The sequence below is a fragment of the Streptomyces sp. ITFR-21 genome (assembly GCF_031844685.1).
In the GTDB taxonomy this organism is placed as follows: domain Bacteria; phylum Actinomycetota; class Actinomycetes; order Streptomycetales; family Streptomycetaceae; genus Actinacidiphila.
The window spans coordinates 3,557,203-3,574,497 of sequence record NZ_CP134605.1; the positions used below are offsets into that span (position 1 = coordinate 3,557,203).

At 73.3% G+C, this 17,295-nt stretch carries 14 protein-coding genes and 1 pseudogene; 8 read left to right on the forward strand and 7 right to left on the reverse strand.

Features of this window, described 5'->3' with window-relative positions:
• Nucleotides 1-345 precede the first annotated feature (345 nt).
• The gene (locus RLT57_RS15565) at nucleotides 346-576 is read left to right on the forward strand and encodes a hypothetical protein (RefSeq protein WP_311297995.1); all 231 of its coding nucleotides are present in this window, start codon (nucleotides 346-348) and stop codon (nucleotides 574-576) included.
• Nucleotides 577-1,362: 786 nt separating this feature from the next.
• On the opposite strand, the gene RLT57_RS15570 is transcribed toward RLT57_RS15565, so the two are convergent.
• The gene (locus RLT57_RS15570; RefSeq protein WP_311297996.1) at nucleotides 1,363-1,569 is read right to left on the reverse strand and encodes a hypothetical protein; all 207 of its coding nucleotides are present in this window, start codon (nucleotides 1,567-1,569) and stop codon (nucleotides 1,363-1,365) included.
• 77 nt (nucleotides 1,570-1,646) lie between these two features.
• On the opposite strand from RLT57_RS15570, the gene RLT57_RS15575 reads away from it, so the two are divergent.
• Nucleotides 1,647-2,696 (forward strand): NAD(P)-dependent alcohol dehydrogenase, encoded by a 1,050-nt coding sequence (locus RLT57_RS15575; RefSeq protein WP_311297997.1) that lies wholly within the window; start codon nucleotides 1,647-1,649, stop codon nucleotides 2,694-2,696.
• Between the two features lie 267 nt (nucleotides 2,697-2,963).
• On the opposite strand, the gene RLT57_RS15580 is transcribed toward RLT57_RS15575, so the two are convergent.
• The 4 genes from RLT57_RS15580 to RLT57_RS15595 form a co-directional block, all read right to left on the reverse strand.
• The gene (locus RLT57_RS15580; protein ID WP_311297998.1) at nucleotides 2,964-3,827 is read right to left on the reverse strand and encodes a helix-turn-helix transcriptional regulator; all 864 of its coding nucleotides are present in this window, start codon (nucleotides 3,825-3,827) and stop codon (nucleotides 2,964-2,966) included.
• Nucleotides 3,828-4,030: 203 nt separating this feature from the next.
• Nucleotides 4,031-4,291: a DUF6126 family protein gene (locus RLT57_RS15585; RefSeq protein ID WP_311297999.1), complete on the reverse strand. Its 261-nt coding sequence runs from the start codon at nucleotides 4,289-4,291 to the stop codon at nucleotides 4,031-4,033.
• Between the two features lie 267 nt (nucleotides 4,292-4,558).
• Complete coding sequence (locus tag RLT57_RS15590) at nucleotides 4,559-4,936, reverse strand: ArsR/SmtB family transcription factor (RefSeq protein ID WP_311298000.1); 378 nt, start codon at nucleotides 4,934-4,936, stop codon at nucleotides 4,559-4,561.
• A complete protein-coding gene (locus RLT57_RS15595) occupies nucleotides 4,933-5,118 on the reverse strand; it encodes a hypothetical protein (protein WP_311298001.1) in 186 nt (61 codons plus the stop codon). Before RLT57_RS15595 ends, RLT57_RS15590 begins: the two co-directional genes overlap by 4 nt.
• 319 nt (nucleotides 5,119-5,437) lie before the next feature.
• Between RLT57_RS15595 and RLT57_RS33700 the strand changes: the two genes are divergently transcribed.
• The 3 genes and pseudogenes from RLT57_RS33700 to RLT57_RS15610 all read left to right on the forward strand — a co-directional run bounded on the left by RLT57_RS33700 (nucleotide 5,438) and on the right by RLT57_RS15610 (nucleotide 9,654).
• On the forward strand, nucleotides 5,438-6,232 hold the full coding sequence (locus tag RLT57_RS33700) for a hypothetical protein (protein ID WP_311298002.1): 795 nt from the start codon (nucleotides 5,438-5,440) through the stop codon (nucleotides 6,230-6,232).
• Between the two features lie 355 nt (nucleotides 6,233-6,587).
• Nucleotides 6,588-8,426, forward strand: a complete 1,839-nt coding sequence (locus RLT57_RS15605; protein ID WP_311298003.1) for a cholesterol oxidase substrate-binding domain-containing protein — start codon at nucleotides 6,588-6,590, stop codon at nucleotides 8,424-8,426.
• Between the two features lie 250 nt (nucleotides 8,427-8,676).
• Nucleotides 8,677-9,654 (forward strand): annotated as a pseudogene (locus tag RLT57_RS15610) (aldo/keto reductase).
• A 120-nt stretch (nucleotides 9,655-9,774) separates the two neighbouring features.
• Here the strand turns inward: RLT57_RS15610 and RLT57_RS15615 are convergent.
• On the reverse strand, nucleotides 9,775-11,307 hold the full coding sequence (locus tag RLT57_RS15615; RefSeq protein ID WP_311298004.1) for an NCS1 family nucleobase:cation symporter-1: 1,533 nt from the start codon (nucleotides 11,305-11,307) through the stop codon (nucleotides 9,775-9,777).
• A gap of 332 nt (nucleotides 11,308-11,639) precedes the next feature.
• Nucleotides 11,640-12,383, reverse strand: a complete 744-nt coding sequence (locus RLT57_RS15620) for an N-acetylmuramoyl-L-alanine amidase (RefSeq protein ID WP_311298005.1) — start codon at nucleotides 12,381-12,383, stop codon at nucleotides 11,640-11,642.
• A gap of 372 nt (nucleotides 12,384-12,755) precedes the next feature.
• Here RLT57_RS15620 and RLT57_RS15625 point away from each other — a divergent pair, with 372 nt between their 5' ends.
• The 3 genes from RLT57_RS15625 to RLT57_RS15635 all read left to right on the forward strand — a co-directional run bounded on the left by RLT57_RS15625 (nucleotide 12,756) and on the right by RLT57_RS15635 (nucleotide 17,204).
• Nucleotides 12,756-13,718, forward strand: coding sequence for a hypothetical protein (locus RLT57_RS15625; RefSeq protein WP_311298006.1), 963 nt, complete (start codon nucleotides 12,756-12,758; stop codon nucleotides 13,716-13,718).
• Nucleotides 13,719-14,599: 881 nt separating this feature from the next.
• On the forward strand, nucleotides 14,600-15,364 hold the full coding sequence (locus RLT57_RS15630) for a hypothetical protein (RefSeq protein ID WP_311298007.1): 765 nt from the start codon (nucleotides 14,600-14,602) through the stop codon (nucleotides 15,362-15,364).
• Between the two features lie 376 nt (nucleotides 15,365-15,740).
• Nucleotides 15,741-17,204 (forward strand): glycoside hydrolase family 76 protein, encoded by a 1,464-nt coding sequence (locus tag RLT57_RS15635; RefSeq protein ID WP_311298008.1) that lies wholly within the window; start codon nucleotides 15,741-15,743, stop codon nucleotides 17,202-17,204.
• The last annotated feature ends 91 nt before the right edge of the window (nucleotides 17,205-17,295 follow it).

Genomic DNA, 17,295 nt, shown 5'->3' on the forward strand with positions numbered 1-17,295 from the left:
ACCGGCCCCGTCCTTGCGGGTGCCCGGCCCGATCCGGCCGAAACGTCCGGATCGTACGGTGCGGCGGCGCTGGTATGGGCAAGGTTGTCCCGCGATACCGGGTAAGGGTTTTTGTTCGATGCAGGTGCTCCTTGCCTGCCTTTCTGGCCTCATGGGTGTCCAGAGCGGACTGTCGCCGACAGCCCGCGGGGGGCTGCGTGCCGTGTCCGGGGGGACAGGGACGCTGACCGCTCGCGCGACCTTGGGGGGACCATGGGCGGGAGACGGACGTCCGGGCTGCCGTGGCACCGGGCCGGTACGCGGGGCCAGGGCCCCGGCCGGGCTCCGGCGCGGAGGCTGCCCGACGTGACGCCCACCGCGCGTGATCCGGCCGCGCTCGCTGACTTCGTCGAGCTGCTGGCGGCCGATCCCCGGCTGGGCGTGCACCGGCCGGCGCTGGAGGAGCTGGCGGCCCCGGTGCGCTCGCGGGACGGGCTCGCGGACTGGGCGGGGACGGACCTGGTGGCCGCGTACACCGGCCCCGGGGCGTTCGTCGCGGGTGCGGGTGCGCCGCACGGCAGTCGGCGCAGACCCTGACCGACGCGGCGCAGGAGGCCGGCGAGCGCAGCGAACTGGCCGTGCGGCACGGCGTGACCACGCTGGACGCGGCCGGCGGCGCGCTCGGACGGCTGGTGGAGTCGGCCGGTGCCGCGTTGGAGCAGGCGGGCAACGAACTCGTCGCGTCCGTGGGCCGGTTGGAGAGCACGGTCAAGGCGCTGCCCGTGGCGCTGGAGGAGTCCGCGGCCGAGGGCGCCGAGCGGATCGGCTGGGCGTACGACCAGGCCGTGCTCGCCCTCGCCACCTCGCTGCGCGAGGACGTGCAGGCCGCGTACGAGGAGGTCTCGGCGCCGATGGCCCAACTGCTCGACCTGATCAGGGCCCGCGCCGCCGCCGAACGCGACGGCATGTACGGCGACCGCGCCGCTGAACGCGAACTGCTGGCGTCACTGGCCGAGTTGGGCAGCGGCATCCACGCCGCGGTGAGCACCATGCGGGAGGGGATGGACTCCATCGCCGACACCCTCGTGCTCGTCGGCACACCGCCCCGCGCCCCGGCGCCCTCCCCGTCCCCGCCGCCCGCGCTCCGCGTCCCGCCACCACCGCCGTCCCCTCGCCGTCGCAGACCCCCTCGCCGTCGCAGACCCCCTCGCCGTCGCAGACCCCCTCGCCGTCGCGGACCCCCTCGCCAACCCGGACCGCCCCGCCGGGCATCGACCCGCACGGCGAGCGCTTCGACATCCGCGGCGACGCGCCCGCCCTGCTGTCGGGCTCGTCGGCCACCGCCGCCTCGCTGCGCAGCCAGGTGGGCCGGCACATCCGCGCCTACAAGGGGCGGTACGCGGCCCTGGTCATCGTCTGGGGCACCGCGGCGTCCGACCGCAGTGTGCGGTGCAGGCCGTCCAGCTCGACGTCGGGCCGCTCGGCACCGGTGATCTCCAGCAGCAGCTTCATCCACCCGGTCTGTCCGAACCGGCCGACAGGGGTGCGCAGTTCGGTCAAACGGCCGGCCACCGGGAATGGTTCCACCACCGGCGGCCTTGTCCCGTTGGCCGCGGGCCGCCGCCCGCGCCGCAGGATCCGACGAGTCCTCGAGGAGAAACACCGGGATGACCAGCCTTTCCGCTGTCCCCGCATACGCCGCCCCCGCGCCCAAGGCTCCGCTGGAGCGGACCACGATCGCGCGGCGCGCGGTCGGCCCGAACGACATCCTGATCGACATCAAGTACGCGGGCATCTGCCACTCCGACATCCACCAGGCCCGCGAGGGATGGGGCGAGGCCACCTTCCCGATGGTGCCGGGCCACGAGATCGCCGGCGTCGTCAGCGAGGTCGGCTCCGCCGTCAGCCGGTACGCGGTGGGCGACCACGTCGGTGTCGGCTGCTTCGTGGACTCCTGCCGGGAGTGCGAGTACTGCCGCCGGGGCCTGGAGCAGTTCTGCGAGAACGGCACCACCGCGACGTACAACGGCTTCGACAAGAACGGCGACCCGACGTACGGCGGCTACTCGACCGCGCTGGTGGTGGACGAGAACTACGCCGTGCGCATCCCCGCCGCGCTCGGCCTGGACGTCGCGGCGCCGCTGCTGTGCGCGGGCATCACCACGTACTCGCCGCTGCGGCACTGGAAGGCGGGCCCCGGCAAGAAGGTCGCCGTCGTCGGCCTGGGCGGGCTCGGCCACATGGCGGTCAGGTTCGCGCACGAACTGGGCGCCGAGGTGACCGTGCTGAGCCAGTCGCTGCGCAAGAAGGACGACGGCCTGCGGCTGGGCGCCGACCACTACTACGCCACCAGCGACCCGGCCACCTTCACCGAACTGCGGTCGACCTTCGACCTCATCCTGTCGACCGTCTCCTCGCCGCTGCCGATGGACGCGTATCTGCGGCTGCTCACGGTGGACGGCGCGTTCGTGAACGTCGGCGCCCCCGAGGAGCCCAACTCGCTCAACATGTTCTCGCTGATCTCCGGCCGCCGGACCCTGGCGGGCTCGCCGATCGGCGGCATAGCCGAGACCCAGGAGATGCTGGACTTCTGCGCCGAGCACGGCTTCGGCGCCGAGATCGAGCTGATCAGCGCCGAGCAGATCAACGAGGCGTACGAGCGGGTGATCGCCAGCGACGTGCGGTACCGCTTCGTGATCGACACCTCGACGATCTGATTCCGGCGGCCGGTACGCGGCGGGCGGCGGCCCGGCCCGGCGCGTACCGGACGGCTGCCCCGGCCCCGCCTGTCCTGCTCCCGTTCCGTCCCGAGCGTGCCGTCCCGGCCGGGGCCTGCCGGGTGGGTCGTCGCGGCGTCGCGGGCCCCGGTACGCACGCCTGCCGCGTTCCCGCCGGTCGGCGACACACGACAACGCCCCCGCCTCGGCCTCGCACGCACCGGACCCCGCTGCTTGACCAGCGGAGATCCATCCGACAGGCCCTAGCTAGCCGTGGCGGCGGGCGGGCGGGCGTTCCGCGAGTGCCTGGGTACCGAGCACGGCCAGGAGCGCGAGCCGTTCGGCGTCCCGCGTGCCGGGCTCGGCGGTGTAGACCATGATGCGCAGGTCGTCGGCCGTGACGCTGAGGACGTCGCAGTCCAGCGTCACGGTACCCACCTGCGGGTGGTCGACGGTCTTGCGCGACGCTTCGTGCCGGCCCACCGCCCCCGAGTCCCACAGCTCGGCGACCCGCTCGCTGCTCGCCCGCAGCTCCGCGATCAGCCGCCGCAGCCGCTGGTCGGCCGGGTACCGGGTCGCGGTCTCCCTCAGGTCCGCGACGAGTCCCGCCTCCAACGCGCGGCGGGCCTCCGGCGTGTGCCGGACCCGGGTGCCCGGACCGAGGAGCATCCGCCACGCCGCGTTGCGCTCGTTGCCGCGCCACCCGGACGGATCGCCCATCAGCGCCGCGTACAGCGGGTTGGCCAGCAGCAGGGTCCACGCCGCGTCGAAGACCGCGACGGGCGTCCCGGTCAGCCGGTCCAGCAGCCGCTGGACGCTCGGCGTGATACGGGCGGGCACCGTGTCCCGGCCCGGCGGCACCAGCCCCGCGACCCGGAACAGGTGCTCGCGTTCGGCCCCGGACAGCCGCAGCGCCCGGCCCAGCGCCTCGACGACCTGCTCCGACGGGTTGGTCGCCCGGCCCTGTTCGAGCCGGGTGATGTAGTCGACCGAGATCCCGGCCAGCAGGGCCAGCTCCTCACGGCGCAGCCCGGCCGCGCGCCGATGGCCGCCGGTGGGCAGGCCGGCCGCCTCCGGAGGGACCCGGTCGCGCCAGCGCCGTACCGTCTGTCCGAACTCCGCGGTCGCCATACCCCCACTGTGCACCGTCGCAGGCCGGCCGTGCCTGGTACCGGCAGTGCCAGGACGCCCGGCCCCCGGCCCGCGCCGCCGCCGGTGCGGCACCCGGGCCCCGGTCGCCGGTGCCTTCGCCCGGGACGGGTACGGCTCGGTGGGGGTGGCCCGGTGGGGGTGGCCCGGTGGCAGTGGGCGGCGGGAGTGGTCAGTGGTCGTGGTCAGTGGGAGTGGGCGCCCAGGTAGAACAGCAGCCACAGGAAACCGGCGAACAGGTGGCCGGCGACGACGTAGATCAGCACCCGCAGGACCACCCCCCGCTCCTTGTACCTCTCGCTGCCCGCGCCGCGGTTGGCGGAGGCGGGCGCGGGCGCGGTGGTGGCGGCCGGCGCCGGTGGCGAGGGGGCGGTGGTGGCGGCCGGCGAGGGTGACCCGGCCGGCGGCGGAGTGGGGGCGGGCTGGGCGGCGGTGCCGTCGGTCATCGGGCGGGGTCCCATCGTCGGAGGGTCGCGGAGGGTCGCGGAGGGTCGCGGAGGGTCGCGGAGGGTCGCGGAGGGTCGCGGAGGTCGCGGGGAGTGCGGCGGTCACGGGGCTCACGGGGGTCGGCGGGCGCGGCGGTCCCGCCGGGCCGAGACCCGCCACATGGTGCCGGGCCGGCATTGACCCGGGCGCCGGGGGCTCGGCGGCAGGACGAGGTCCCGGCAGCCGCCGGTCCCGTGTCCCGCCGCCGGCCGCAGCGGCGCGCCGCCTCACGACCGGGCCGCCGCGGGCCGCGCGGCGCGCAGCTCCGCCGGTGGTTCGCGCCGGCCGGCCGGCAGTTCGGTGAGGATGCGGCGGGCGGCCCGCATCAGGTCGGCCACGTCGCAGCCGGCCAGCGCGTAGACCACGGTGGACGCCTCGCGGGTGGCGGTGACGATGCCGGACCGGCGCAGCACCGCGAGCTGGTGGGACAGGCTGGACGACTCGACACCGGTGGCCGCCAGCAGCTCCCGTACCGGCGTCGGCCCCTCCTGCAGCAGCTCGAGTACCCGGATCCGCACCGGGTGCCCCAGCATCCGGAAGAACTCCGCCTTCGCCTCGTACAGGGGCGGCGACCCGCCGCCCGGTGCGGCCGCCCCGGGCGTCACGCACCCTCCCCGTCCGCCACCGGTTCGTCGTCGACGCCGTTCGCCCGCGCCAGCCGGAGCGCGTCGTCCAACTCGTCGGCGGCGACGGCCGCCGCGTACGCGTCCCCGGCCTCCTCGGCGGCGGCGAGCGCGGCCCGCGCCCGGCGCACCCGCTCCCGCATCACCTCGGCGAACCCGCTCACCCCGACCTCCCCACCCCGTACACGTCGCCATCTTGGCAACCAATGAATTGAAGAACTCTTCAATTGTACGCATGGACGGGAGCCGTCGTGCACCGGCGTACCGGGTGCGCGGCCGCCCGCGCCGCCGGTCCGGGAAACCCGGCGGCGCTCTATGAGGCCCTTCCGGCGGGCCGTACGGTGTGCGCGACGGTGACGGCGGAGGCCAGTGTGACAACGGAGCCGGAGACGTCGGACGAGTCCGGTCCGGATCGGCCCGCGGACCTGCTGAGCCACGGCCACGGCGACGGCCACGGCGACGGCCACGGCGGTGGCGACGGCGGTGGCCACGGCGACGGCGACGGCGGTGGCGACGGCGGTGGCCACGGCGACGGCGACGGCCACGGCTACGGCGGTGGCGACGACCGGCCGGCGGCCGGCGGTCGGCGGATCCGCGCGGCGCCGCCCGTGGCTGTGTGCGCTCGGCGGTGTCGTCGCGGCCTCGGCCGTGTGGGCGGGCGTCCTGCCCGCCACCGGATACGGCCGCGCCACGCCCCCCGGCGTGCACGGATACCACCTCTCCGGCGGCGTGTGCGGCCGCGTGAACCTGGAACCCCTCACCGACGCGGTGACCTCCGGCGGCTTCGAGCGCAACTCCCCCCTGCTGCGCAAGGAACCGGCCCTGGACCACCTGGAGTGCGAGCCGACCTCCGAACTGCCGGCCGGCGACGGCTGGGTCACCTCGTACCTCGTCCAAATCACCGTCGACCTGCACAAGAAGACCGACCCCCGGCCCGAGTTCGTGGACGCCTACCACGAGTCGCCGGTCGCGCCGACGCCTCTGGAGACCGACGGCGGGTACTCGCTGCCCGGGTACGGCGTCACGACCAGGGCCCACCCCGGCCTCGACGACCTCGCCTCCTGCGCCACCGGCACCACCCACGAGATGCTGAGCGTCCTGCACGGCGGCGCCGTCGTCTCGATCGGGGTGGACGCCGCGAACGTGTGGGGCGGCGTCGGCAAGGCGCCGCTGAACGCCGACGGTTCGCCGAAGACGCCCGCACTCGCCGATGTCACGGGGCTGCGTACGGTGCTGCCGCAGACCGTCCGGCACCTGATGGCCACCCTGGCGGCCTGACCCCCGGCCGGCTCTGGGGCCCGGCCCGGCCCGGCCGCCGGTCGGACTCCGGTGCGCTGGAGCGCGGTCCGGCCATGGAAGGCCGACGCCGCCCGCTCGGGCCGGTTTCGGACGGTCCGCCCAACCGCCGTGCCCTGAGGCGGACTTCGGCCGCCAGTTCCACTCCCGCCTTCCCAAGCGGACTTCCCGGGTGGACTCGTCGGGTGGACTTCGGCCGCACGGATCCGACTCCCGTCCGTTCGGGCCTACTTCAACCGCACCGACTTCACCTGATCCGCCCCGCGACGCCGTCCGGGCTGTGTAGCGTGCGTGCGTGACCGGGGCCGGTCCGCCGGCCGGACAGGGAGGGCGCGCGATGGCCGACGACCATCTCTTACACCCGGGCGGCGGCATGTCGCGACGGCGGATGCTGGCCGCGTCGGCCGCCGCCGGCGGCGCCGCGTGGCTGCTCAGGGGCGTGGTCCGCCCCGACAGCGCCTCCGCGCAGTCACCGGCCCCGCCCGGCTTCCCCGCCGGCCCCGACCTCTTCCAGCGGGTCTACGAGAACTGGGCCGGCGAGATCCGTACCGACCAGCTGTGGACCTGCGCCCCGCGCACCCCGCAGGACGTGCTCGACGTCGTCAACTGGGCCTACGGCGCCGGTTGGACGGCCCGCGCCCAGGGGCAGCGGCACGGCTGGGCGCCCCTGACGGTCGCCGCCGCCACACCCGCCGCCACCCAGGTGATCCTGCTGGACACCACCGCGCACCTGACCGCGCTGTCCTTCGCGGCGCAGCCGGCGGACGGTACGGCCCTGGTACGGGCGCAGGCCGGCGCCTCCCTGGAGGCGCTGCTCGCCTTCGCGGGCGGCGGCGGATACGGCGTCACCTCCGCACCCGCGCCGGGCGACCTCTCGGTGGGCGGGGCCCTCGCGATCGGCGCGCACGGCACCGCCGCACCGGCCGTCGGCGAGACCCCGGCCGCGGGCCACGGCTACGGCTCGCTCAGCAACCTCGTCACCGAACTGACCGCCGTCGTCTGGGACGCCGCCGCCGGCGCCTACGTACTGCGGACCGTCGGCCGCGACGACCCCGACTGCGCCGCGCTGCTCACCCACCTCGGCCGCGCGTTCGTCACCGAGGCGGTTTTGCGGGTGGGCGCCGACAGCAACCTGCGCTGCGTGTCCTACCTGGACATCCCGGCGACCGAACTGTTCGCCGCGCCCGGCGGCCCCGCCGCCGCGCGCACCCTCGCCGACTTCGTGGACGCCACCGGCCGGGCGGAGGCGATCTGGTTCGCCTTCACCGACAAGCCGTGGCTGAAGACGTGGCGCGTCACCCCGAACCGGCCGCTGCCCTCCCGCGCGGTCTCCGGCCCGTACAACTACCCCTTCTCGGACAACATCCCCGAGCCGGTGGCCCAGTTGGCGGGCGACCTGATCGCCGGCGCGTGGGGGAGTGCGCCGCTGTTCGGACAGGTCCAGTACCTGCTCGCCAAGGTCGCGCTGACCGGCGACATCACCGACGTGCTGCTGTCCGGCACGCTGATCCGCGACGTGCTGACCGGCGACGTCCTCACACACCTGCTGGCGGGCGGGCTGCGGTCGGACCTGTGGGGCGCCTCCCGGAACCTGCTGGAGTACATCCGCCCGACCACGCTGCGCGAGACCGCCAACGGCTACGCGGTCCTCACCAGCCGGGCCGACCTGCAGTGGGTGGTCAACCGGTTCGCGACGTACTACTCCGACCTGCTCGACACATACGCGGCGCGCGGCGAGTTCCCGGTCAACGGCCAGGTGGAGATCCGGGTGACCGGCCTGGAGGACCCGGCGGTCAGCGGTGTGCCCGGCGCCCGCCCGCCGCTGCTGTCCGCGCTGCGCCCGCGCGCCGACCGGCCCGACTTCGACACCGCGGTGTGGATCGACATCCTCTCCCTGCCGACGACGCCGGGACTGCACGGCTTCTACCGGGACATCGAGCAGTTCCTGCTGACAGAGCTGGAGGGGCCGCGCGCCGCCGTGCGCGTGGAGTGGTCGAAGGGGTGGGCCTACACCGACACCGCCGCCTGGGCGGACCCCGACGTGCTGGGTACGGTCATTCCGGCCGCCCTTCGTGCGGGCGGCGGCCCGGGATGGGACGAGGCGGTCGCCACCCTGGACCGGCTGGACCCGCACCACGTCTTCGGGAACCCGTTCCTGGACGGGCTGTTGAGCTGACCTGCGCAGCCGTGGGGCGCGGAGGCGCGGGGGCGTGGGGCGCGGGGCCGCGCGGAGGGCCGTCGGGCCGGGCCGCGGGGCCGCGCGGAGGGCGTGGTCGGGCTGAGCCGCGCCGCCGCGGGGCCGTGCCGGGCCGACCCCGTGGCCTGGCCCTTCCCAGACGGACCGGAACCGGTCGGAACCGGCCGTCCCCGGCCGTCCCCGGACGGTGAGCCGGGCGGACACCCGGGCGGAGAGAAGGAGGACGACTGTGCGCTACCGCGAACTGGGAAGCAGCGGGCTGTCGGTGTCGGTGTCGGTGTCGGAGATCGGCTACGGGCCTGGGGCATCGGCGAGGCCGCGTGGGTCGGCGCCACCGAGGAGGAGTCCGTACGTGCCCTGAACCGGGCCGTCGACCTTGGCGTCAGCTTCATCGACACCGCCCGCGGTTACGGCGAGAGCGAGCGCATCGTGGGCCGGGTGGTCCGCGAACGGGCCGGCGACGATATCCTGGTCGCCACCAAGGTCCCGCCGAAGAACGGCAGATGGCCCGCCCCCGACGGCCTCGATCCCGCCGACACCTTCCCCGGCGCGCACATCCGGCAGAGCCTGGAGACCAGCCTGCGCGCCAGCGGGCTGGACCACTTCGACGTGCTCCAGTTCCATGTGTGAAGCGACGAGTGGGTCGGCCGCGGCGACTGGCTGGAGACCGTCGCCGACCTCAAGGCCCAGGGGAGAATCCGCCTGTTCGGCGTCTCCATCAACGACGACCAGCCGGACAACGCGCTCGCGCTCATCCGCAGCGGAGTCGTGGATACCGTGCAGGTGATCTACAACATCTTCGACCAGGCGCCCGCCGAGAACCTCTTCCCCGCCTGCCAGGAGCACGGCGTCGGCGTCACCGTCCGGGTCGCGCTCGACGAGGGCGGTCTGACCGGCCGGATCACCGCCGGCACCACCTTTCCCGAAGGGGACTTCCGCAACCGCTACTTCAGCGGCGACCGGCCCGCCCAGGTCGAACAGCGCGTCGGCGCCCTCACCGCCGACCTCGGCATCACCCCCGAGGACCTCCCCGAGACCGCCCTGCGCTTCGTCCTCTCCGCCGCGACCGTCTCCACCGTCATCCCCGGCATCGCGCAGCGCCCGCAACGTCGACCGCAACACCGCGGTCAGCGCCGGCGGCTCCCTCTTCCCTGGCGTGCTCGCCACCCTTGCCGCCCACCGCTGGCAGCGCGACTTCTACGCCTGAGCGTGGCTGGCCACGGCCCCCGCGGGCGGGGCGGCCGTCGGCGGTCGCCTCACGGCGGTGGCGCGGGCCCCGGCGCCGCCCGGGGCCCGCACCCACGCGGGACTCAGCGTCCTGGCGGGCTCAGTCCTGGCGGGCCGGGTCCTCGCGGGGCGGGAGGAGGCGGGTCAGGGCGGTGTGGAGGACGAGGGAGGTGGCGAGGCCGACGGCCCAGCCGTAGTCGGCCAGCGGCTTGAGGAAGGGGATCAGACCGTCGGCGGGGAAGGGACCCGAGCTCGCGGCGGAGTAGGAGCCGCCGACGGCCAGGACGCCGCCCACGGCGAACGCGAGGACCGCCCGCCAGTTCCACCCGGCGTCGTACCAGTAGCGGCCCCCGTGCCGGTAGAGGTCGGCGAGGTCGAGCCGGGTGCGGCGGATCACCCAGTAGTCGGCGATGAGCACGCCCGCGACTGTGCCCAGCAGACCGGCGACCGTGCCGAGCCAGGTGTAGATGTACGCCTCGGGGCTGGACAGCAGCTTCCAGGGGAAGATGACGACGCCGACGCCCGCCGTGATCAGCGCCCCGGCGCGGAAACTGATCCGGCGCGGCGCCATGTTGGACAGGTCGAACGCCGGAGAGACCGTGTTGGCCGCGATGTTCACCGACAGGGTGGCGATCAGCACTGTCACGAGGGCGAACAGGAGCGCGGCCCAGTCGTCCAGCTTGGCCGCCAGCGCGACCGGGTCCCAGATCGCCGTGCCGTACACCGCCTGCGACCCGGAGGTCACCAGCACCGACAGCAGCGCGAAAGCGGTCATCGTGGTGGGCAGTCCCAGCGACTGCCCCCACAACTGGGCGCGTTGGGTGGCGGCGTACCGGGTGAAGTCCGGGATGTTCAGCGACAGAGTGGACCAGAAGCCGATCATGCCCATCAGGCTCGGGAAGAAGACCTTCCAGAAGCCCCTGCCCCAGCCCAGCTTGGACGGTTGGTCGAGCAGCGGGCCGAAGCCGCCGGCCTTCACGCTCATCCAGATCAGCAGGGCCACCGCGCCGGCGATGACGAAGGGCGCCGCCCAGTTCTCGAAACGCCGTACGGTCTCCATCCCCCGCACGATGATGCCGATCTGGAGCGCCCAGAAGAGCAGGAACGACAGCCACTGGGTCCATGGGAACTCGCCGATGTGCCCGGCCCCCGACCACCAGTCGCCGAGGAGTCTGCCGGCCAGCAGGAAGATGGCCGAGCCGCCGATCCAGGTCTGGATGCCGAACCAGACGCAGGCCACGGCGGCACGCACCAGCGCGGGCAGGTTCGCCCCGCGGATCCCGAAGGCGGCACGTGCGAACACCGGGAACGGGATGCCGTACTTGGGACCGGCGTGACCGGTCAGCAGCATGGGCACCAGCACGACGAGATTGGCCGCGGCGATCGTCAGGATCGCCTGCTTCCAGTCCATGCCGAGGGCGATGAGGCCCGAAGCGAGCGTCCAGGACGCGATGTTGTGGGCCATGCCGACCCACAGGGCGGCGAAGTTGTAGGTGGTCCAGCGTCGTTGGGCCACCGGTACGGGCAGCAGGTCGCGGTTGGCGTACGGGCCGCTCGGGACGGATCCGTCGGCGAGTTCGACGCGGCCGGCGGGGTCGGTGGTCTGGTCGGAGGGCGTGGTGACGGCGGACAAGGCACGGTCCCTTCATTCGAGACGGGGACGAAAGGGTCGAACGGTGCCGTGCGGGTGGCGGGTTGCTCCTACCGGGCCCGAAGTGAACGCGGGGCGTAGGCCGTTGTTGCCCCGCGGGCTCTTCTGCCGCCCGATCCCTTCGGTCTTCCCGAAGTCCACGTCCCGTACGCACACGGGTTCTTCCCGCTGGTACCGCCCCGCCCGCCGCCGTCTGGGCCGTCTCTCTGTCCGCTGCCCCCTTCCCGCTCCCCACCGCCCGCCGAGGTATCGCCCGCCGAGGTATCGCATGCCGGGATCCGGGACCCCGCCGTCACCCCGCCGTCACCCCGCCGTCACCCCGCCCAGGTCGCGTGCCGCCGCAGCTCGGCCGCGGTCCGCCGGATCCACGGCAGCTCGTCGTACAGCGCCTCACCCGGGCAGGTCGTCTCGAACACGTCGCGGTGCCCGGACACCACGTTCAGTTCCACGGTCTTCCCTTTGGGAAAGCGGCTCTCGCTGTTGCTGGACACCAGCCGCACCCGGCCCCCGGGGTCCTCGCCCGGCGCCAGCTTCCAGGCGGCTATCGCGGCGATGGCCTGCAGCATGGCGTGCGGCACCCGCTGGCCCGGCCCGAAGCTGCCGAGTGCGGCTATGCCGACGGTGTGCGCGTTGAACCCCTCCGCGTGCGCGCCCCGCACCGCCCGGTCGACCCCGCCGGCCCGCCCCTCGTAGATGTGGCCGCACCGGTCGACGACGAAGTTGTACCCGAGGTCGTCCCACTTCAGGTCGTGGATGTGCCGGTCCTCCATCGCCTGCAGCATGGCGGGTACGTCGGCCGCGCAGTCGTAGTCGTTGGGGTTGTCCGTGTGGTGGATGAAGACCGCCCGCACGGAGTCGTCGTACAGCGGCTTGCGCGGCACCGCCTTCTCGTCGGCGTGCCACGCCGCCCGTCCGATCACGACGGGCCGCAGCGAGGCCACGTGCAGCACCATCCGGCTGCGCGGCGCCTCCCGTGCCTGGTGTTCCGGGGCGGAACAGGTCACCAGGCACGCCACCGCCACCACAGCCGGCACCGCCTTCACCCTGTGAGGCCACATGGACTCCACCCTGGGTCCTCCCCCGCCCTGCGACCTCCACACGAAACCATTCGGGTGAACCCGCAACCCTCTTCGGGCCCCGCCGGGCCCCGCCGGGCCCCGCCGGGCCCGCGTCCCCGGCTACGCCCGCTGTCCGCTGCCCGACCAACGGCGGCTTTGCCCCGGTCGGCCTCGTCGGCGGGCAGCCCCGAGGCGGTTCCTCCGGCGGGCGGCCCGCAGACCGGGGCCCGGGGGGTGTCAAGCCAACGCGCGCCGAAGGGCGGCTGAAGGCCGGGGACGCGGCGCTGAGAGCCTGGTGAACAGTTCCGACGGCTGTCGCATCCCGGGGTCCCGCTCCCTTAGCGTCCTGGCAGGTCCCCTTCGGAGGTGCTCATGCCAATCCGGCGAACCGTACTCGCCGTACTCGCCACCACGCTGGTGTCCGCCGTTGCCCTACTGGGCTCGCCAGCCCAGGCGCAGCCCCGCGCCACGGTCGGCGACGCCGATCTCGCGTACCGCTGGGCCCCGATCCACTACCAGGACACCTCGTCCGCGTACTACACCGCCGACTACCTCGCACCGGTGAACTACGACGGCGACTGGAAGACCCTGAACAACTGGGACGACCTCGACGCCAACACCGCCCACCTCACCGGCACCGTCTACTACTCGATCGTGGAGACCAGCACCGACTGGTACCTGACGTATGCCTTCTTCCACCCCCGGGACTGGAAGGACTATCCGCTCAACATCTTCTCCCACGAAAACGACATAGAGGGGCAGGTGGAGGTCGTCCACCAGGACGGCAGCACCTACGGCGCCCTGCGGGCCGTCGTCACCCTCGCACACGACAACTTCTACTCCTACGTTGCGCCGGGCAGTCCGTACACCGACGGCCGGGAGAACATCGACGGCGACCTGATCCTCCAGACCTACGACGGCGCCCAGCACCCCACCAGCTTCCAGGAGGACCGCGGGCACGGTGCCTACGCCTGGGACGGCGGCGGCTTCCCGGGCGGCGACGGCATCGTGTACTACCCGAGCCGGAGCGCAGGCACCGTGCCGACCGGGGGCAACGACCGCAACGCCTCGTACCAGTTGGTCGACATCTTCAGCGGCGACGGCCTGTGGAGCCGCCGCAACAACGCCGAGACCTACCACAGTTGGGGCACCCTCGCCGGTGACAACGGCCAGGACAACGCCGCCCACGCCCCCTGGGCCTGGGATGACACCAACGACGGCAGCGACCTGCAGGCCGGAACCATCGCCACCGACCCCGCCTACCTGATCTCCCAGTACTTCGCCGACACCGCCCCGCTCAGTCTCACGTACACCCGCAACACCTACCGGCAGTAAGCGGTGGGGCCGCGGTAGTGGGCGCAGCCCGTCCTGCGCTCCGGAGCCCCCATCCGGGCCCCGGGGCGCACGGCCGGCACCCCTCTCACGGACCGGGCGACCCGAAACGCCGTGTACGACGAACCGTGTGCAGGTGTCCACCGCCTCCTCCTCGCCCAGCTTCTGGTCTCTCCGCGCGAGCGCTCCCTCTGGTCCGCCCCGACAGCTTCCTCGGCCTTGCCCTCGCCCACCGCCGCCGACCGCCTCGGCAGCTGCCTGGACGCCATCGGACCCCGGATACCTGCCGGTCCGCAGCTCGCCAACCGATCCCCGTGCTCGACCTGACCCGTCCGTGCGGGCTCCACCCGGCCGATCCCTGTCGGCTCCCGCCGTCCGCGAGCTGGCCGCCGCTGACAACCGCTGGAACCCTGCCGGCGCAGACGCCCCGTACCGCTCGCGACGATAATTGCCGTCATGGCGATCCCTCCTGCTCGTCTCGACGAATAGTTGATGCCCGCGCGGCCGAGCGCACGCCCGCGGGGGAAATATCGTGTGAACCGCGACCGGCGCCGCGAGCTCGCTCTTACCTCGTTCACGTCCGGCGGCGGTGAAAGGTGACAGGTGTTCTTCGCCCGTCGCGCCCGCCCGGATTCCGCTGTTCATCGAATGCACGCCCGGGGCCGGTGAAAGGTGACAGACCTCGCCGCCCCGGCGGCACCGCTGACCCGCCGCCTGTCGCTCCGGGCCGGCCTGGGCCGGTGCGGTGCGGTGAACGGTCCCGCGCGCCCGGCAGAGATGAGCCCGCGGTCGTACCGCGGCTTGAGTAGCCGTACCCATGCCGCGGCGCGGTCGGGGCAGGACGATGGACGGAAAGCGGCCGATCGGTCAAAGGCGGGGACGGCATGGGCAAGTTCACCGGGATGGTGCTGACGTTGGCGGCGACGGCGGGAGCGCTCGCGCTGGTCCACGCCGCGGGCGCGCCGCTGCCGGTGGTCCTGACCGCGGCGGTCGGCGTGTTGAGTCTGGGGTGGCTGCTGCTCCTGCTCACTGTGCCGTGGAACCTGTACTTCCGGGCGCACACCGTGCTGGCCGAGATCGCCACCAGCCGTACCAAGGGGCTCGACATACCGGCGACGCGCGACGCCGAGGCGGCCCGGATCGCCCGTCTCATGCTGCGCACCGCCGTCGCGGGCCATGTCGTCACCGCGGGCGCGGTCGCGGTGACGGCGGTCCTGACCGGACGCGGCGCCGACTACTGGTTCGCCGGATTCTTCCTGTTCAGCACGGTCTTCCGCCCGGCCGGCGCCTACTTCGCCCAGCTCCGCCGCCGTCTGACCACCCTCCTCAAGGACGTCACCTTCCCCCGCGACGACGTCCTGGAGCTGCGAACCCGCCTCGACAGCGTCCAGAGCGGCACCAGGGTGCTGGAGGACAAGGCCGAGGAGCACTACCAGGCCCTTGCCGAAATCCGTCGGAACCTGGACGCCCTCGGCACCTCCGTCTACGCCCGCGCGGCTGACGCCGACCGCAAGATCACCGCTCTGGGCCGGCAGTTCGAGGCAACCGTCAACCGCCTGACCGACAATCAGGAGATCATCACCGGTCTCAAGGCGTTCCTCCGCCTCCTGCGCGCCTCCGACGCCCTGGACGACCCCGCCGCCTCGTAGCAGCCCTCCCCGTCGGCTCGGCGCCCCCGACCGGTCGCCGGCAGCGGGTGATCGTCGGGAACGGCGCACTCCAGCCCGAAGATCGGGACGGAGGCGGGGATCGGGACGGGGCAGGACGCCGGGCTCAGCCGCGTGGTCCGAGGGATCCGGTCGTCGGCGATCCGCGCGGGCCGGCATCTCCTCGGACCGCCGGACCGGAAACGAGCTGCCGTCGCGTACTTCCACCCGAGCCGTCGGCTCTGGGCGTACCGGCGTCCCTGACCTGATGGTGTTGACATGCCCCTGATAATCAGAGCGTGGAGCCCGGTGCCGCGCCCCCGCCCCCGGCTCCGACACGTGGACCTGCCGTGCTCGAAAGCCCGAAGGGAAGGCCCGGATGTTGTTGACCCGCAGGTTCCGGCCCCGCAGAATCTGGACCGCGCTGGCGATAGTGCCCAGCCTGTTCCTCGTGCTACTGCCGGCCGTGACGGTCGCGCACGCCGCTGCGGCGCTGTGCAACAAGTACTGCGACGCGCGCGATCCGGCGGCCGCGCCGGGCGAGCGGGTGCCGGTGAGCGCGTCGATCTACTCCCGCACGATCAGCCTGCACATAGATGACAACGATGCCATGGGCTGGGCCTCGATCGACCACGGCTCTCCGGGCGACGAGGTATGGCTGGACCGCTCCTTCGACGGCGGCGCCACCTGGTCCTCGGGCAGCAAACTCGGCGACACGACCGTCCCGGCCGGCTCCACCGGCTGGCGCACCCTCATGTACAACGTCGACGACTGGAACACCGCGGGCGTCGGCGCGCTCCGCGCCTGCGGCAAGGCGGGCGACCGCGTCGAGATCGCCTGTACGGCGTGGGCCCGGTCGGACTGGAACGCGTGGAGCCGCAGTACGGCCGCGGCGACCGCGCTGATGATGTCGTTCGACCGCACCACCGGCCTGTTCGGCGGCAACGGCTGGTGGACCGGCGCCAACGCGCTGACCGCTGTCATCGACAACGCGCGGATCAGCGGTATGCCGAGCTACAAATACGCCATCGCCTCGACGTACGACAAGAACATCAACGCACAGGGCGGGAGCTTCACCAACGACTACCTGGACGACACCGGTTGGTGGGGCCTGGCCTGGGTGGACGCCTTCGACGCGACCGGCGACAGCCGCTACCTCAACACCGCGCGGGCCGACGCCGACCACATGTTCGCGTACTGGACGAGCGCTTGCGGCGGCGGTGTGCTCTGGAACCAGACCATGACGTATAAGAACGCCATCACCAACGAGCTCTTCCTCCAGCTCAACGCGGCTCTGCACAACCGCGTCCCCGGCGACACCGTCTATCTGGGCCGGGCCAGGTCCGAGTGGTCGTGGTTCCAGGCCAGCGGCATGATCAACGCCGATCACATGATCAACGACGGTCTCACCGACTCCTGCGCCAACAACGGCCAGCCCACCTGGACGTACAACCAGGGTGTCGTGCTCGGCGGACTGACCGAGCTGTACCGGGCCACCGGCGACAGCGGTCTGCTGACCACGGCCCGCACGCTGGCCGGCGCCTCCACGACCAAGCTGGAGACCGGCGGCGTGCTGCGCGAGCCCGGCGAGTCCGACGGCTGCACCGGCGACGGCCCCTCCTTCCGGGGTGCCTACGCCCGGGGCCTCGGCAAGCTCAACGTCCAGTTGAGCGACCACCCCTACAACGCCGCCCTCGACCGCTGGGCCGACGCGGCGTACGCCAAGGACCGGAACGTGCTCGATATGTACGGGCCGCACTGGAACGGTCCCTGGACCGGTGCGACCGGGTACGGCTGCCAGCAGACCACGCTCGATCTGCTGAATGCGGCCGAGGCGTCCTGACCGGGGATCTCACCGCCTGGGGGCTGTCCGGGTGCGGGTCCTGCCTGCGACCCCGCGGCCCGGCGACCCCCGCGGGCAGGACCCGCGCCCT

What these genes read in the sequence shown, in the direction of transcription:
- RLT57_RS15575 (WP_311297997.1), top strand. Translation starts at nt 1,647, where the DNA reads ATGACCAGCCTTTCCGCTGTCCCCGCATACGCCGCCCCCGCGCCCAAG.
- RLT57_RS15580 (WP_311297998.1), bottom strand. Translation starts at nt 3,827, where the DNA reads ATGGCGACCGCGGAGTTCGGACAGACGGTACGGCGCTGGCGCGACCGG.
- RLT57_RS15585 (WP_311297999.1), bottom strand. Translation starts at nt 4,291, where the DNA reads ATGACCGACGGCACCGCCGCCCAGCCCGCCCCCACTCCGCCGCCGGCC.
- RLT57_RS15605 (WP_311298003.1), top strand. Translation starts at nt 6,588, where the DNA reads ATGGCCGACGACCATCTCTTACACCCGGGCGGCGGCATGTCGCGACGG.
- RLT57_RS15620 (WP_311298005.1), bottom strand. Translation starts at nt 12,383, where the DNA reads ATGTGGCCTCACAGGGTGAAGGCGGTGCCGGCTGTGGTGGCGGTGGCG.
- RLT57_RS15625 (WP_311298006.1), top strand. Translation starts at nt 12,756, where the DNA reads ATGCCAATCCGGCGAACCGTACTCGCCGTACTCGCCACCACGCTGGTG.
- RLT57_RS15630 (WP_311298007.1), top strand. Translation starts at nt 14,600, where the DNA reads ATGGGCAAGTTCACCGGGATGGTGCTGACGTTGGCGGCGACGGCGGGA.
- RLT57_RS15635 (WP_311298008.1), top strand. Translation starts at nt 15,741, where the DNA reads ATGTTGTTGACCCGCAGGTTCCGGCCCCGCAGAATCTGGACCGCGCTG.